Below are 15840 nucleotides of genomic sequence, written 5' to 3' on the forward strand. Positions count from 1 at the left end.
TTATACCTTATCGCCTGTGTTAAACCACACGTGGCTTTTTTCTGCCAATAGTTCATCAGCATCCTCAGGACCCCAGCTACCAGCACGGTAAAGCGCAGGCTTGCCTTTGTCTTGCCAACGGTCAATGATTGGATCAATCCATTTCCACGCTTGACGAACTTCATCACGGTGAATAAATAATGATGGGTTATTTGCAGCGGCATCAAGCATTAAACGCTTGTACGCATCTGAGTGAAAACCATTGCTGTAAGCTTGTGAAAGCTCAATATTCATTGTTACTGGTTCAAGTTGCATTTGAAGGTTATCAAGACGCTTAGACATAAGCGTTAGTTGAATCGTTTCCTCTGGCTGCAAACGAATAACAAGACGATTTGGCTCGATATTACCCACGTTATCTTCGTAGATATTGTGAGATACTTTTTTGTATTCAACCACAATTTCTGCACAGCGCTTAGCCATACGTTTACCCGTACGAAGGTAAAATGGAACACCCGCCCAGCGCCAGTTATCAATATGCGCGCGAATAGCTACAAACGTTTCTGTTTTACTAGAACCTTCATTTAGCTCTTCTAAGTAACCCGGTACAATTTTACCGTTTAAGTCACCTGGTACGTATTGACCACGAACAATATTTTCATCAACATCACCACCTACTAGTGGGCGAAGTGCTTCTAATACTTTTAATTTTTCGTTACGAATACTGTTAGCGTTAAGCTTATTAGGCGACTCCATTGCAACTAAACAAAGCAGTTGTAATAAATGGTTTTGAACCATGTCACGAAGTGCACCGGCTTTATCGTAAAAACCAGCACGGCTTTCAAGGCCAACAGTTTCTGATAAGCTAATTTGGATGTTATCAATAGATTTAGCATCCCACATATTTTCAAACAATGAGTTTGAAAAACGTAGCGCCATTAAGTTTTGTACTGTTTCTTTACCTAAGTAATGGTCAATACGGAAAATTTGCTCTTCATTAAAAAATTCCGCAATTTTTCCATTAATTGCTTCAGCAGAATCACCGCAATAACCAATAGGCTTTTCAACAACAACGCGTGATGTAGGTGTAATTAAACCTTTAGTCGATAATATTTCACAACATGTGCCGTAAACAGCAGGCGGAAGCGATAAATAAAACACACGAGACTTAGTGCTTTCGTGCTCATCTAAAATGCCTTTTAGTACATCCCAGTTGTCATCTGCTTCTGTAACATTACTTACCACTGGCACTAAAAAAGTAGAAAACGCTTTCCAATCTTTAGCGTTAAACTCACCTTTGCTTAAAAATTCTTGTAATGCTTTATGCGCTGTTTCTACGTATTCAGCACGTTTCGATTCTTCGCGCACTGTTGGTAGGATACGTGAGCCTTCAGGTAAGTTACCTTCTTGATATGCTCTGTACATTGCAGGTAGCAATTTGCGTAACGCAAGATCACCACCGCCCCCAAAAATTATAATATCAAAAGGATTAAGCATAGTTACTCTCTACGTTGTGATACCCAGTACATTTTATAAATGTGCGGGTATGCCTATTTATTGCTAGATTAGATGGCTTTTATAGCTGTATTTAAATAAAAGCCTGCTGAATTGTTCTGTATCGATGATTTATTATTATTTTTATCATTGCGCTTATTAAATGAGCCTTAGGGGCCCTGTATCTCCTCTCACAAAAATACAGACCCTAAGCACTCCAGCGCTACCCGTTCAAAGGTACTCGGTTTACTTACTTGCGTAAGCGAATTTTTTACTGCGTACGGTTTTGTTTGTAGTACGCCATTAAGCCGTTTGTAGAACTATCATGAGCATGTTTAACGCTTTCATCAGTGAGTTCACTCTCAATTTTAGATGCTAAACCTTTACCCAGTTCTACACCCCATTGGTCAAACGAACATATTTCTAAAATAATGCCTTGGCAAAATATCTTATGCTCATACAGTGCAATTAAACGGCCCACTGTTTTAGCATCTACTGTATCTAATAGCATAGACGTTGTAGGACGATTGCCTTGATGAATTTTATGATTTAATAACTCATCAATCTCTGCTTGCGATTTACCCTTAGCGGTTAAATCAGCAGTAACTTGCGCTGCATCTACACCACTCATCATCGCTTCTGTTTGTGCAAAGAAGTTTGATAATAAAATATCGTGATGCTTATCAACATTCACTTGTGGTTTAACTGATGCAATAAAATCTGCAGGTACAATTACATTACCTTGGTGTAAACACTGATAAAATGCGTGCTGACCATTAATACCCGTCATGCCCCAAATAATTGGAACTGTAGTATAAGGTACCGTTTCGCCTGCAAAGTTAACGTGTTTACCGTTACTTTCCATTTCGCCTTGCTGTAAATACGCAGGCAACATATGCAGTGCTTGGTCGTACGGTAATATAGCTTGCGCTGTATAACCTAAAAAGCTCGTATTCCATACACTAAGCAATGCCATAATTAATGGTATATTTTGCTCAAACGGCGCAGATTTAAAGTGCTCGTCTATTTCAAACGCACCTTCTAAAATTGCTTCAAAGGCGTCGTAGCCTAAATATAAAGCAATTGGTAAGCCTATCGCACTCCAAAGTGAAAAGCGACCACCAACCCAATCCCACATAGTGAATACGTTTTCGTCGCTGATACCAAAGGCTGCCGTTTTTTCTAAATTTGTACTTACTGCAACAAAATGCTTTGCAATTGTACTTTCATCTTTTGTTGTTTGTAAAAACCAGTCAACCGCCGTTTTTGCGTTTGTCATAGTTTCTGACGTAGTAAATGTTTTTGACGAAATAACAAATAATGTTGTTTCAGGGTCAATGGCTTTTAATATAGACGAAATTTGTACACCGTCAGCATTAGATACGTAATGAACATTTAACGTATCATCAGCAAGTGCTTTTAATGCCTCGGTTGCCATTTGTGGGCCAAGGTTAGAACCACCTACGCCAATACTTACCACATCTTTTACCACTTTACCGGTATAGCCTAACCATTTACCGCTACGAACTTTTTCTACAAACACTTTAATTTTAGCTAATTCGTTGTCTACGGCTTGTGTTACGTTTTCGCCATCCACTATTAATGGAGTGTGAGCACGATTACGAAGTGCCGTATGTAGTACTGAGCGATCCTCGGTGATATTTATTTTTTCACCGCTAAACATTTTATCGCGCCACGATGCAATATCGCATTCTTTAGCAAGCGACATTAAGTTAGCAAAAACATCGTTATCAATAAGTTGCTTAGAATAGTCGAATAATACGCCAGGTACTTGAGTCGAAAACTGAGAAAAGCGCGTGTCATCTTGTGCAAATAACGTTTTCAGATGTGTTTGTTTCATCTTAGCTGCACTTTGTTCTAGTGCTTGCCAACTTGCTAGTTGCGTTCGGTTAGACATGGAAATATCCTCTAGTTTTTTCAATCAATTGATTTAAAAATGTTTTTTATAAAAGCAAAACTCTTAACACTGTTTATTTACACTAAAATAAAGCGCCGATAGTATAACTAAAAATGCAAAAAAAGTGCTGTTTTTATAATTTTAGATGCCGATGATAACGCAATTTTTAGCTTTTGACACCGGTATCATAAAAATTTTATAAATTAATTTACCCGCAATTTTAAAGGCAACGGGATAGCTTAATCAATCAAAATGAAATATTAATGAATTTTTATCAGCACAATAATTACTTTTTATAGTTATTCACTAATTACTAGGGCTTGTTTACCTTGCGAGCAAATAAACCTTAAAAACAAAAAAATCGGCCCTAAAGCCGATTTTGTATAAATTACAATCTTTGTTTAATTACTAAGCGCTAACCCGCCACTTAGGTTATAAACCGTTTTGTATCCTAGTTGCATTAAATTAGTTGCAGCAATTTTTGAGCGGTTACCACTACGGCATAATAAAATGTACTTGTTATTTTTGTTTAATTGCCCTTCAAATACCGCATTTGCCATTCTGCTAAGTGGTATATTTAATGTTTTTTCATCTAGCGTATTAAATAACTGAGCAACATTATTTGCTCCATGCTCATACGGCTCCCGAGTATCTATTAAATATGTATCGCTGGTGTTTAACATTACTTTAGCGTCATCAAAATTTAATTGCTGTGTATCAACCTCAGGTAACGCATTTACATAACCACACAATTGCGTGTTATCTACTTGTTTTGAAGCGTCGTACTGCTGTTTTTGTATTGCAAATTCATCAGCTGAAATACTGCCGCTCACTAACGCATCAAGTAATGGTGTTTGGTTTTGCTGTACAGCCCAGTTCATGGCAAAACATTGTTGGTAATCGTGCCCTGAGCAAATAATGCTGGTGCTATTAAGTTGCTCGCTCATTGCTAAAATAGAGCGTGCCATTGCTTTTGCATCCCCACCTATAAGCGATGTATTGCCAAGCCCTGCAGGCAGTATTAAATCACCACAAAAACAGTAACGCGTTTCGCCATTACTGTTTTTTAATAAATAACTTACACTGTCTTTGCTGTGCCCAGGTGTAACTACTTTTTCAAGTACGTCGTTTGCCAAGTTAATACTTGCTGTATTTAGCGGCCAACCTAGCGAATCAACCTCACCTTTTACAACTCTTGAGTCAAGAACGCTGGTTAGTAAATTAGTCGCTGACTCTCGCTCTTGATGCAGATGAGTATTAAGCACCGCCGATATAGTTAAGTTTTGTGTATTAGCTATTTTTTCAAAGCGCGGAATAAGCTCAATAATAGGATCAATAATTACAGCGTGTTTATCATCGCTTACATAAAGCCAACTACATGCACCTTGGTGCCTAAATTGAGTAAGGCCCAGTGCGCATACTTCTTGTTGTGGTGTGGTGCTGTCAGATACGATTAAACAGTTTGCCTGTAGTATTGCTTTGAGAGCGCGAATACGCACACAAGCATCATCAATATCATGTTGTGTTGCAGCAGGTCCAAACGACAGTCTAATCGCGTTTTCGCTTTGCCACTTACTTGCACCCATTGCATCTAAAACAAAACTTGTTGATGCGCCTGTACTACAAGCCGAACCACCACTTACGCGAATGCCCGCAGCGTCAAATAAATCAATCACTTCTTTGCTAGTTAAATCGTTAACAGCAAAGTTAAGTGTGGTAGGCACGCTATAAGCAAAATCATGATTGAATGTAATATCGCCAAAGGTGTCTTTTATCGCGCTTTGTAACTGGCTTCGATAAGAGTTAAGTACGCTAACAGACTTAAACGTGTTGTCTGATTTATCAAGCAACATACTAAATAGCTTATTTAACCCTGCAATACCGGGTAGATTTTCGGTGCCTGAGCGCATTCCACTTTCTTGACCGCCACCCGCTATAAAAGGTGTGTACGCACTGCCACTACGAATATATAAAAAACCAATACCTTTCGGTGCATAAAGCTTATGCCCCGAAAAAGGTGCGTAGTCTATTGTTGTATCACTCAGCGCGAGCGCTTGTTTACCGAGCGCCTGCACGCAATCCACCATCCACGATACATTTTTATTACGGCTACGAATTACCTGCTCAATAGCAGGTAAATCTTGATATACACCGGTTTCGTTATTAACGGCCATGGTGCAAATCATCAAAGCGTTATCTATATGTTTAGCTATAAAATCTAAATCTAAAATACCGTTACTATCAACCGGAATAGCAAGCACCTCAGCATTAACGTCAAGTACGCTATTCCAGTGCTTAAGTGTATTTGGCACCGCTTTGTGCTCAGTAGCGCCATATAACAATACGGGGTTTTTAATCGGGTGTTTTTTAGCATCAATTAACGTAGAAACCACCGCAGTTTGAATGCCTTCTGTTGCGCCAGAGGTAAATAAAATATCGCCATTACTTGCGCCAATAACTGTGTGTGCTTTTTGACGTGTTTGTTCTAATAAATGCTTGGCTTGAATACCTGTAATGTGCGGGCTTGAAGGATTACCAAAACATATTTGCATGGTATGAGAAACAACATCAGCAATACAAGGCAACACAGGGGTCGTTGCGTTTGCATCAAGGTAAACTTGTTTTACTGGCTCATCGTGCAATAAAAACTCAGACATTAAAAAACGCACCTTATTACTAAAAAATATATCTTATTACCAATAGTACATAAATTTACAGGTAATGAGTAATAATCAATTAGCACTAGAGGTGCGTTTACTATGCTTTTTTAGACTAAAAGTCTGTTTACTTAACTATTCACTGACCTCTTTACTTATCTCTTCATGCGTTGACGACCAAGCTGTTATTAGCGCTTTTACTAATGAAGCCAACGGGATGGCAAAAAATACGCCCCAAAATCCCCATAAGCCACCAAAAAATAATACCGCGACAATTATAAATACCGGATTTAAATCAACCGCCTCAGAAAACAGCAGTGGTACAAGTACGTTGCCATCAAGCGCCTGAATAATTCCGTAAATAATTAAAATGGTCCAAAACTGTGTTTCTAATCCAAACTGAAACAGCGCAACTGCCGCTACCGGAATAGTGACGAGTGCCGCGCCAATAAATGGAATTAATACCGACAAGCCAACAAGCACACCAAGTAGTGCGGCGTAGCGTAAATCTAAAACAGTAAATGCAATAAAAGACACACCACCAACAATTAAAATTTCAAACACTTTACCGCGAATGTAATTCATAATTTGTTGATTCATTTCGTGCCACACTTGCAAAATCAAGCGTCGTTGCTGCGGGATCAGTTTAGCAATACTCCCCGTTAGCTCCAGCTTATCTTTAAGCATAAAAAACACCAGTAACGGCACAAGTACTAAATATATAAGCCATGCAACAACATCTTTTAATGAGGTTAGTGAAAACGACAATACAGTTTGACCAAACTCAATGATTTTAGCTTCTACCGTTGCAACAATAGCTTGTACTTGATCTATGTTAATTAAACTTGGGTATTGTTCAGGTAAAGCCATTAAATAAGACTTCCCTTGCTCTAACATATGCGGGGTTTCTTGCACTAAGTTACTGGTTTGCTTCCAAAGCACTGGGCCAATAACCAAAATAAGGGTGAGCATAATGCTAATAAATATCAACATTACAATAATCGTTGCAGTAAAACGTTTTAAGCCAACGCGCTCTAAATGAACAACCGGCCAATCAAGTAAGTAAGCAATAACCAATGCTACAAGCACAGGAACAATTAACGAGCCAAAAAAGTAAAGTAAGGCCACTGAGGCTAATAATAAAAATAATAAGGTAGACGAATGAGGATCCGAGAACTTCCTTTCGTACCATGTTTTTACGTATTCAAACATGTAATGGCTCCACTAATAACAACCCACGTTGTTTATCAAAATTGTAACTATAAGCATTTTTTTTCAAAAAACGTTCAATATCGTTCGCACTTTCACCTTTATTAAGACTAAAAGTGATACGTTGTTTTGAAGATTGCGCACTTCGTAGCGCAAGTTTAAACTGCACAAATTGCTGAGGGCATTTAAACTCTTTTAAATCGCGCTCTACCATAACTACTTTATCCGTATAGTAAATGAATAATAAGTCGCATATTTACGGTCAATATACTTATATACCCAAACCATTGTAACTTTTTGTTAAAACAATACCTGCAATAGTTTATCCTTATAACATAACTAGCAGTAAGGATAAGTTAATGCCTGGCACGCATAATAAAGCGCAACTACCCAGTAATCCAACACTCAAAGAGATTAATTGGTTTAAAAAGCAAATTAACTGGGGCGAACTACCTCCTTTTTATCACCTTGTTGCCTCATCAATAAGCGAATCAGAAGGAATTTTAGATCATGGATTCGATAATGCAGTTAAACAACTTATAGATAAACGCAATTGGAACTTAGATCTATTAGAAGGCCATGAAGACAGCCTTGGTGTAATACACACCAAACATAAGCCACGTATTGCGCTGCACCAAGTTTTTACCGACAGAGGCTTTGAGCTATGGGCACAGCCTTATGCTAAAGATGTTATTGTTGACCAATACATAAAAAATAATCGCTTTATGGAGTTTAGAGTGTGGGATCCACATTCAATGAAGAACCTGATCAGAATAAGTCAGTTACATAAGTTTATTGGCTTTTATTTTGAACGGGGCGACAAAGCAGATAAAGCCATTATTTTACATGCACATAAAGTAGTACATAAAATTATTACTTTTTTGCAGCGAGAATTGAACGTTGTAAAGCTTGATGGAGTCACAATAAAAGAACTATACCAATTGTGCGAAAAAGACAGCCGTGCAAGCAGTGACGAAATAGACATAGCCAAAATTGCAATTGGCGAACAAATTAACAAGGAATAAAATGCAGCTAAAATCAGCATTTATCACTTTATGCAGTGCCGCGCTTACGTTTAGCTTATTAGTAAGCGAACCTTTAAAAGCGCAAACCAATTTCACACTTCCTGATTTAGGAACATCTGCACTACAAGCACTGCCACTTGAAAAAGAACAAGCTATTGGCGAAGTAATGATGATGCAAATACGAGGTTCATCGCCAGTTATAAACGATCCTGTGCTAGATGAATACCTCACGACTATTGGCCGTAAACTTGTTGCTAATGCTAACGATGTACGTTTTCCGTTTTCGTTTTTTTGGATAAATAACTCGGAAATAAATGCGTTTGCATTTTATGGCGGGCATGTAGGTGTACACACCGGGTTAATAGCTCAAGCCGATAACGAGAGCCAGTTTGCTTCGGTACTTGGTCACGAAATTGCTCACGTAACACAGCGCCACTTAGCACGTAGAATACAGCAGCAACAAGATAACAGCGCGCTGACCATTGCCGGTATGATTGCAGGTATATTAGCAACCGTTGTTGCACCCGACGCGGGTATTGCCATTATATCTGCCAGCCAAACACAATCTGCTTTTAGTCAGTTAACGCATAGCCGCTCAGCTGAGCAAGAAGCTGACCGCATAGGCATGCAAACACTTAATAATGCAGGATTTGATCCCCGTGCATCGAGTGAGTTTTTAACTAAACTTGCAGCGCAAATTCGCTATAAATACAAGCCACCAGCATTTTTGCTAACTCACCCATTACCAGAGAGTCGTGTATCAGATGTACGTTTGCGTGCAGAGCAATTTCCTGTGCGCCTTATGAATGCGAGCCTTGAGTTTAATTTAGCAAAAAGTCGAGTGCTTGCCCGCTATGACAACAAACCAGAAAACGCAGAAGATCTATTTAGAAAGCTACTGCGCGAAAACACCTACAACAACACTGCATTAAAGTATGGCTTAGCCATAAGCTTGCTTGATCAAAAAAAGCTTGATGAAGCAGCGCCAATATTAGACGAGCTTTTAAAAAACGATCCTAAAAACTTATTTTATATAGATACCCATACCGATTTACTTATTGCACAAAAAAAGGCAGATGAAGCCGTTAAGTTTTTAGCGGATTTAAATCAGTATCGCCCTAATAATCAGGTAATTACACTTAACTATGCCAACTCAGCACTTGAAGCTGAGCAATATGAGCTTGCTGAAAATATTTTAAAGAGTTTTTTACTCGAAAAGCCAGATCATAACTTAGGCAAACAACTCCTTGCCGACGCGTATAAAAAACAAGATAAATTAGCCTCTTATCACGAAGCTAACGCCGATGTATTAGCGCAATATGGTGCTTATTTAAAAGCCGCAGACGAAGTACAAAAAGCACTAAACTTTGTAGAGCCTACTCAACTTGTAAAGCAACAACGTTTAAAAGCACTACTTACCCAGTATCGACTTTTACAAAAAGAGCTTGCAAGACTTTAAGTCTGCAAGCGCTTACCCTAAAATAGACGCAATTCACACTTTGGAATCATTTTATGTCTGTTACTATTTACCACAACCCACGTTGTTCTAAATCACGCGAAACGCTAGCACTACTGCAAAGTAAAGCAATAGAGCCAAGTGTTGTAGAGTATTTAAAAACGCCTCTTACACACGAGCAAATTTCAACGCTTGTAATCCAACTTGGTTTTTCATCCGTACGTGAATTAATGCGCACAAAAGAAGATGACTACAAAGCACTTAATTTAAAAGATGAAAGCAGTGAATCAGCATTAATAGATGCCATGGTACAAAATCCAAAACTAATTGAACGCCCTATTGTAGTGAATAACAATAAAGCAGCGATTGGTCGTCCACCAGAAAACGTACTAAGCGTTTTATAATGAGTGCAACCATAGTGGTGCTTTATCACTCAAGCCATGGCTCAGTTGAAGCAATGGCTCACGAAATAGCAGAGTCGATAGAGCAACAAGGTGCTACAGCACTGCTTCGCACCTTTGTGGCTAAAAATGCGCACGACATTGTGATCACCAAAGATGATTTAATAAATTGCGATGGTTTAGCATTTGGTACACCAACCCGATTTGGCATGATGGCCTCTCAAGCTAAAAGCTTTTGGGAAACCACCAGCGACTTATGGTTAAAAGGTCAGCTAATAGATAAGCCAGCATGTGTGTTTTCGTCATCAAGCAGTATGCATGGTGGTAATGAAGCAACCTTACTTAACTTATCTCTGCCACTATTACACCACGGTATGATGCTACTGGGCGTGCCGTACGATGTACCCGAACTACTTGCAACACAAACAGGTGGAACACCATACGGTGCAACACACGTTGCTGGCAGCGCTAATAGTGCACAGCTAAGCAAAGACGAAATTAAAATATGCCAAAGCGTTGGTAAACGCCTTACTCACATTGCGAGAAAACTTAAATGAATACAGCTGACAACCCAGCTAAAAAGCCGATTACAGTAAAGTTTCAGCGTGCCGCACTATTTGGCTATGTAGGTTTACTTGTTCTTATTCCACTGTGGATGTATTTTGTGCCACCTCTAAATGGTAATGCGAGTTTAGTGTCTTTATTTTTGCCTATTATTCCGTTACTACTGCCGCTAAGAGGCATAATTAAAGATAATACATACACTTATGCGTGGGCTAACTTTGTTGTAATGTTGTATTTTATTCACGGACTTACCATGCTGTGGGCCGCTCCTGATGAATTAATTTGGGTATTGCTAGAGCTTGTGTTTGCCTCTTCAATGTTTATTGGCTGTACTTACTACGCAAGACACCGCGGACAAGAACAAGGTTTAAAAATCCGTAAGCTTAAAGAAGAACTAGCTGAAGAAAAAGCAGCAAATGAGCACGGTAAATAAGGCTTAACCATAAACGGTTATAAACACAAAAAACGCGCTTAAATTGCTTTAAGCGCGTTTTTTATTAGCTGTTTAAAAGTGACTAAACTAAATCACTTAAGGCAGCTAGCACCACAATACTCGCCAACCCTATTTGAGCAATTAAGCTAATAAACGAAAAGCCTCTAAGCACAAATAAACCCCAAGGGTGTTTAATATGTGGATATAACGCACAGCGTTTTAAAGTGGTCGCAAAGAAAAAACAAATCACTGCCGCCATAGTTAAACTCAGCGTTAGCTCACTTTTAATAGAGAGTGTTTCATCAAAAAAGAAGAACAACTGCAAAGGCAGCAATATAGTGACAATAGCGTGCAGCACATGTACTTTTTTAATGCGATCAAACTGCCCTTCCGGCGAAAGCTCTTTAATACCAAAGTCACGCTCTAAGCATTTAACTAAGTTATTAGCTTTAATACTAACCGCCAAACGGTAACAACTTAAACCTTCTTTATTGCGCGCTCTAAAGTTATAGCCCGCTTTAATAAGCAGCACCATTAACGATTCATTTTTAGCAAATACAGCGTAATGAAGTGCTGTGTTACCTAAATTATCAACCGCTTTTTTGTCTTGCTTTGCAAGTAGCGTTTCAACCACATTTACAAAGCCTTTTTCGGCGGCCCACATAAAAGCTGTTTTATTGTTTTCATCAGCAAGAACACCTGTAGCGCCTTGCTCAATAAAACGCATTGCCATTGTTTGCTTGGCTGTTTTTTTACGCAGGTGCGTTAATAATGCTTTTTCTAGCAGTACAACAGAGTCAACATCAGGAGAAACCTGTGTAAGCAACGTAAAATAGTCTTTACCCGCTGCTACTTTTTCGCTGGCAAGTTCAGAAAGAGTATCTAAATCAGCAATAGACTCTGGAATAAACGCACTTAAGCGCTCTCTAAAATCAACTTCTTTCCAAAGGGCTAATGTATCTTTTGCCGAAAGTTTACTTTTATTATTTAGCGCATGCTCAATTAACGTGAAATAGCGTTTACTAAAAAACAAATCGACTAAAGACAGTGGCGTATCTATGGTATTTTGTGCAGCCACACTTGCGTATTTTTCAAGGCGCTGGCATAGCATAAGCACTAAGCTTTCAGGGGTGTATTCATTATCGTAGTAATGGCTTTTAACCGCACTAATATACGCTTGTGCGTCTTCGTCATATTCAGAGATATGTTGAAAGTAACATTCTTCAAATGGTTCTAGCGGGGTTAGCCATGCCAAATAATAAATAGGCGGTAACACGGTGGTGCATACACCATCGTCTTCATTTGTAGAACGACAAGCAGGCCAAGCTTCCAAAGCATCTAAAATAAAGGCACCGTTTTGTTCTACCAGTCCTTTAATAAGTAATGGGTATTCCTTTGGCCAAATCAGTACATTTTCCATTAAAACAACACAACTCCAGTGTGGCTTGGGGGTGGTAAGTTATATCAGTTTTTAGCTGACACCACGCTTAATCAAAGTGTCGATATTCTAGCACACCTTTGTTTTGCTGCTAGCGCAAAATTACGCAATAACAACAATCCTTTACTTACAAATATAAAAACGGCCAAGTACATAAGTAATTGGCCGTTTTTGAGGTTGGAGTTGGGCTTAATCAGAGCCAGACAAATAGTCTATTTACTTTTTAACTCGCTAATAACTTGATCTAAACCCACTTCAGAAATGCGTTGAATAATCTCTTTTTGCTTAGCACTTAATAGTGAAATGCCTTCGGCAACAATATCGTATACTTTCCACTCATCATTTTTACCTAAACGAAGCTTAAAACTTAAGTCGATTGTAGGCGCATTTGGCTCAATAATTTGTGTATTAACTGTTGCGTACTCAGAGTCACTTTTTGCGTTATTACGCTCAAATACTACTTTTTGACCTGTGTACTTCATTAGTGCACCGGCGTATGTGCCTGTTAAGTAATGCTCTACTGCATCTATAAATTGAACTGCCTGTTCGCGCTCAATGCCTTTAATGTGTTTACCTAATAATTTAAACGACACAAACTTAACATCGATATGTGGCATTAAACGTTTTTCAACAATGGCAGCCATCGCTTCTTTGCTTGCTGTGCCTTTTGAATTTACTTGGCCAATGTCTGCAAATAGCTTATCGGCTACTGATTCAAGTAACTGATCTGGCGATTGCTGAGTTTGTGCAAATAACGAACTACTAAAAAAAGCAGTGGCTAAAACGAATAGTTTAAAGAGTTTCATAATTGTATATGTCTGTGTGATTAAGATGGCTGTAATTTACGCGAACTATACGCAATAAAAAAGGCACAAATAAGCAACTTATTAATGCCCAAATCGCACCAATAAAATAACTAAAATAAATTCAAGCAGTTAGAAACCTCCATTAACAGGCCATATACAACCGGCATTTTGTCCTCATTGTAATTGTTAATAGGTCGCCCTTATCATTTAGTTATCACTTGAATCAGACAAAAATTTGGCACCTATGAAAACGTCACTTAAAACACTTATTATCTCTTTTGTATTAGTAGCTTCACTTTTTGGCAAATTTGCTTTTGCTCAATCGAACCACGGTTATGCCGTTGATTTTCTCAAAGGCGAAGGTAACGTAAACGGCGTTAAGCTTGCGTATCAGTATCATGCACCTAGCATGCAAAATATAATTGGTGATGCACGCTTTTACTTTGAAACCAGCGTAAATATGTGGGAATACCGCCACGGCGATGAAGCACAATCAAACCTAGTACTTGCTATGTCACCTGTGCTGCAATTTCCTGCCTTTAGTTTTAACAACACCCCATTTTATGTAGAAGCAGGCATTGGTGTATCACTGATTGATGAAACGCAGTTTGCCGGTAAAAACATAAGTACTCACTACCAGTTTGAAGACCGCATAGGCCTTGTTGCCGACTTTGGTCATACTAACGTTGCCCTTAGAGTTATTCACTATTCAAACGCAGGCTTTAAAGAGCCAAACCCAGGGCTTAACTTTTTAACGCTTTCGGTAGCTAGACGTTTTTAAGGTTATTGATTGTGTTTAAAGTTATTGATTATGTTTTGAGTAATTTAATTGCTGTTATAGCGTAAAACGGTCACACTTAAACGTACTAAATATTAAGTGATACTGCGATGCAAACTTGGCATATTGTAATTATTGTCGCCGTTGTTTTTGCTATTGTCATTGGTAATATTGCGCTGATTAGACTCTCTGCAAAAACGGAGTTTAAAAAGCCCAACGCCAATATTAAAAATACAACAGACACAAAAAAGCCCTGATTAATCAGGGCTTTTTTAATAATACCAATTCGCTTAATTATATTTTCGTTAATTTAGCCTACTAACCAATGCGCCATTAGCGCAATAACAGGTAAAGTAATTAGCGTTCGCAAAATAAATATAATAAACAACTCTAAAATATTTACCGGTATTTTACTGCCAAGTAAAAGTGCGCCCACCTCAGACATATAAATAAGCTGAGTTACACTCATTGCGGCAATAATAAAGCGCGTTACATCACTTTCAATAGTCGTTGCTAATATTGACGGAATAAACATATCAGCAAAACCAACCATAATAGTTTGTGAGGCAGCTGCTGCTTCGGGTACTTGCAATAGCTCTAAAAATGGCACAAACGGCATACCTAAATACTGAAATATAGGCGTATGCTCAGCAATAATCAGTGCAAATGTACCTACCGCCATAACCACAGGCAATACACCAAACACCATATCAAGCGCGTTATGTAAGCCCTCTTTTATAGTCCCTTTAACACCTGTTGAATTATCTGCTTTAGCTAGTGCTATATCTAATGAGTGACCAAATAAGCTTTTATGATCAGGTATTGCTTCAGCGTCTCTATCTGGCTCGGTGCCATCAATGAGTAAATCTTTTTTAAAACGCAGTGGCGGTAATCGCGGCACAATAATAGCGGCAACAATACCGGCTAAACATACCGTTGCGTAAAACGGTGCAAATAGGTATTCAAGTTTAACTTGCCCAAGCACCACTAAACTAAACGTAATTGAAACTGCTGAAAACGTAGTACCAATAATAGCCGCTTCGCGTTGTGTATAGTGCTTTTGCTCATACTGCTTTGCAGTCATTAAAATACCCACACTGCCATCACCCAACCACGATGCAGTACAGTCAACCGCACTTCTACCCGGTACACCAAATACAGGGCGCATTACTTTAGTCATTAACGTACCAGCAAGCTCTAGTAGACCAAAGTTAATTAATAGCGGCAGTAATAAGCCCGCTAAAATAAATACCGAAAACAACACTGGCAATAAGTCATTTAATACCAGCGCGCCAGTATTGGCCGAGGTAATCATCTCGCTGCCTAGGCTTAAGTACGTCATTAAACCAAACGCCATACCAAATAAGCGCACCACCAGCCATGTCCAGCTCACATCAAATAAATGCTTTAATAAAGGTGAGTTACATATAGCGGCGGGTTTAAACACTTTAGTAATTACAGAAATAACCCCTGTAATACAAATAATGAGAGTAATAATTGCTTGAGCAGAGCCAAGCATCATTGCTTGAACCGCTTTTGCCATAACGGCAATAGGAATGGTCATCCCTTGCGAGGTACTAATGGGTGTCATAAATAAAAACACACCAATTAACGAAGGAACCAAAAAAGTAAACCAGGTGCGCCACGTGTAGTGTGAACGATGAGGTAGCTGAGACATATTTATT

General features: G+C 38.8%; 15 protein-coding genes. 7 read left to right on the forward strand and 8 right to left on the reverse strand.

Features of this window, described 5'->3' with window-relative positions:
- From zwf to AAEY68_RS16405, 5 genes are all read right to left on the reverse strand, one after another.
- The gene (gene zwf, locus AAEY68_RS16385) at positions 1-1473 is read right to left on the reverse strand and encodes a glucose-6-phosphate dehydrogenase (protein WP_024592368.1); all 1473 of its coding nucleotides are present in this window, start codon (positions 1471-1473) and stop codon (positions 1-3) included.
- Positions 1474-1741: 268 nt separating this feature from the next.
- Positions 1742-3388, reverse strand: a complete 1647-nt coding sequence (gene pgi, locus AAEY68_RS16390) for a glucose-6-phosphate isomerase (RefSeq protein ID WP_350586440.1) — start codon at positions 3386-3388, stop codon at positions 1742-1744.
- Positions 3389-3789: 401 nt separating this feature from the next.
- A complete protein-coding gene (locus AAEY68_RS16395; RefSeq protein WP_350586442.1) occupies positions 3790-6045 on the reverse strand; it encodes an aminotransferase class V-fold PLP-dependent enzyme in 2256 nt (751 codons plus the stop codon).
- Between the two features lie 135 nt (positions 6046-6180).
- A complete protein-coding gene (locus AAEY68_RS16400; protein WP_007581049.1) occupies positions 6181-7257 on the reverse strand; it encodes an AI-2E family transporter in 1077 nt (358 codons plus the stop codon).
- Entirely contained in the window at positions 7250-7468 is a 219-nt protein-coding gene (locus AAEY68_RS16405; protein WP_024591004.1) for a hypothetical protein, read from the reverse strand. Before AAEY68_RS16405 ends, AAEY68_RS16400 begins: the two co-directional genes overlap by 8 nt.
- Positions 7469-7613: 145 nt before the next feature.
- Between AAEY68_RS16405 and AAEY68_RS16410 the strand changes: the two genes are divergently transcribed.
- Genes AAEY68_RS16410 through AAEY68_RS16430 form a run of 5 tightly spaced genes read left to right on the forward strand, consistent with a single transcriptional unit; the run spans position 7614 to position 11133 of the window.
- Positions 7614-8279 carry a hypothetical protein gene (locus AAEY68_RS16410; protein ID WP_007581045.1) on the forward strand — a complete coding sequence of 222 codons (666 nt, stop codon included), beginning with the start codon at positions 7614-7616 and terminating at the stop codon, positions 8277-8279.
- Position 8280: 1 nt separating this feature from the next.
- Entirely contained in the window at positions 8281-9738 is a 1458-nt protein-coding gene (gene bepA, locus AAEY68_RS16415) for a beta-barrel assembly-enhancing protease (RefSeq protein WP_007581042.1), read from the forward strand.
- A 53-nt stretch (positions 9739-9791) separates the two neighbouring features.
- Complete coding sequence (gene arsC, locus AAEY68_RS16420; RefSeq protein ID WP_007581040.1) at positions 9792-10139, forward strand: arsenate reductase (glutaredoxin); 348 nt, start codon at positions 9792-9794, stop codon at positions 10137-10139.
- Complete coding sequence (gene wrbA, locus AAEY68_RS16425) at positions 10139-10693, forward strand: NAD(P)H:quinone oxidoreductase (protein ID WP_007581039.1); 555 nt, start codon at positions 10139-10141, stop codon at positions 10691-10693. Before arsC ends, wrbA begins: the two co-directional genes overlap by 1 nt.
- Positions 10690-11133, forward strand: coding sequence for a DUF2069 domain-containing protein (locus AAEY68_RS16430; RefSeq protein ID WP_007581036.1), 444 nt, complete (start codon positions 10690-10692; stop codon positions 11131-11133). Before wrbA ends, AAEY68_RS16430 begins: the two co-directional genes overlap by 4 nt.
- A gap of 82 nt (positions 11134-11215) precedes the next feature.
- Here AAEY68_RS16430 and AAEY68_RS16435 read toward each other — a convergent pair whose 3' ends face one another.
- Positions 11216-12553 (reverse strand): ankyrin repeat domain-containing protein, encoded by a 1338-nt coding sequence (locus tag AAEY68_RS16435; RefSeq protein WP_010555074.1) that lies wholly within the window; start codon positions 12551-12553, stop codon positions 11216-11218.
- Positions 12554-12783: 230 nt separating this feature from the next.
- Positions 12784-13377 carry an MlaC/ttg2D family ABC transporter substrate-binding protein gene (locus AAEY68_RS16440; RefSeq protein WP_007583914.1) on the reverse strand — a complete coding sequence of 198 codons (594 nt, stop codon included), beginning with the start codon at positions 13375-13377 and terminating at the stop codon, positions 12784-12786.
- Between the two features lie 244 nt (positions 13378-13621).
- Here AAEY68_RS16440 and AAEY68_RS16445 point away from each other — a divergent pair, with 244 nt between their 5' ends.
- Together AAEY68_RS16445 and AAEY68_RS16450 are read left to right on the forward strand one after the other, a co-directional pair.
- Positions 13622-14158: an acyloxyacyl hydrolase gene (locus tag AAEY68_RS16445; RefSeq protein ID WP_024592364.1), complete on the forward strand. Its 537-nt coding sequence runs from the start codon at positions 13622-13624 to the stop codon at positions 14156-14158.
- A 107-nt stretch (positions 14159-14265) separates the two neighbouring features.
- A complete protein-coding gene (locus AAEY68_RS16450) occupies positions 14266-14412 on the forward strand; it encodes a DUF2897 family protein (RefSeq protein WP_007583912.1) in 147 nt (48 codons plus the stop codon).
- 53 nt (positions 14413-14465) lie between these two features.
- Here the strand turns inward: AAEY68_RS16450 and AAEY68_RS16455 are convergent, their stop codons facing one another.
- Positions 14466-15833, reverse strand: coding sequence for a YjiH family protein (locus AAEY68_RS16455; protein ID WP_350586445.1), 1368 nt, complete (start codon positions 15831-15833; stop codon positions 14466-14468).
- Positions 15834-15840: the final 7 nt, after the last annotated feature.

The organism is Pseudoalteromonas sp. RB2-MNA-CIBAN-0110 (assembly GCF_040309305.1).
In the GTDB taxonomy this organism is placed as follows: Bacteria; Pseudomonadota; Gammaproteobacteria; order Enterobacterales; family Alteromonadaceae; genus Pseudoalteromonas; species Pseudoalteromonas arctica.